Source organism: Psychrobacter sp. TPE 89C (assembly GCF_055522395.1).
This window is the reverse complement of sequence record NZ_JBVFXW010000109.1, coordinates 1-692: the sequence shown is the minus strand read 5'-3', so window position 1 is coordinate 692 and position 692 is coordinate 1. Positions and strand designations below refer to the sequence as shown.

2 protein-coding genes are annotated in these 692 nt (G+C 28.9%); both read right to left on the bottom strand.

Translation table 11 applies throughout. The annotated features are described in order from the left end of the window. On the bottom strand, positions 1-278 hold a 278-nt coding region (locus ACZW67_RS14335; protein ID WP_465183812.1), incomplete at its 3' end, for a hypothetical protein. After that, a partial coding sequence (locus ACZW67_RS14330; protein WP_465183811.1) for a glycosyltransferase occupies positions 275-692 on the bottom strand: 418 nt, incomplete at its 5' end. The genes ACZW67_RS14335 and ACZW67_RS14330, both read right to left, overlap by 4 nt.

The following is a 692-nucleotide window of genomic DNA, read 5'->3' as shown; positions in this document are numbered from 1 at the left end:
TGCTTAAGTGCTAATAAATTTATAAAAGGTATTGAAAAACCTTCTGTTAAACTATCTTTGAATTTACTGAAACTAAAAAATAACTTAGGATTGTGAGGATAATTGGTTACGGGATGAGTCGATGCTAATAGTATATTAAAACCTGCGGACTCTAGAGATTGTTTCAAATTTTCAGAAAACCTTAAGGTCTGAACAGGCATATTAGGCTCATGATATAAAATTTCATCAATCATATTTTGAGGAAATGTAAATCCTAATATAGCAATATTGTTTTTCATAACAGAATATCCTCAACTACTTTCATAAAAGCATTACCTATATGATCATCATAAATAAAATTATTAGAAATATTACGGTTATTCATTCCTATTTCTCTGGTATAATCTTCATCTTTTAAAAAATAAATAGCTTTGTTAGTCATTTCGTTTAAATCACTATACATTTCGCAGTTGTAACCTTCTATAGCAAAATCGCCAATAGCATCATGTCTTCTTATTAAAAATGGTACTCCCTCAAAACCCGCTTCAATAGCAGGACGACAAAAATGAGCATCTGTAATGGGCAGCAGTAAAAGTTTAGAGCTTGCAATAATGCTTGAAACATCATCAACAAAATCAAGGAAATCTATTTCTAATTTAAAACGTGAATTTTCTAAAATTTTAATTAATTTTATTTTTGATTCTGGACTTACC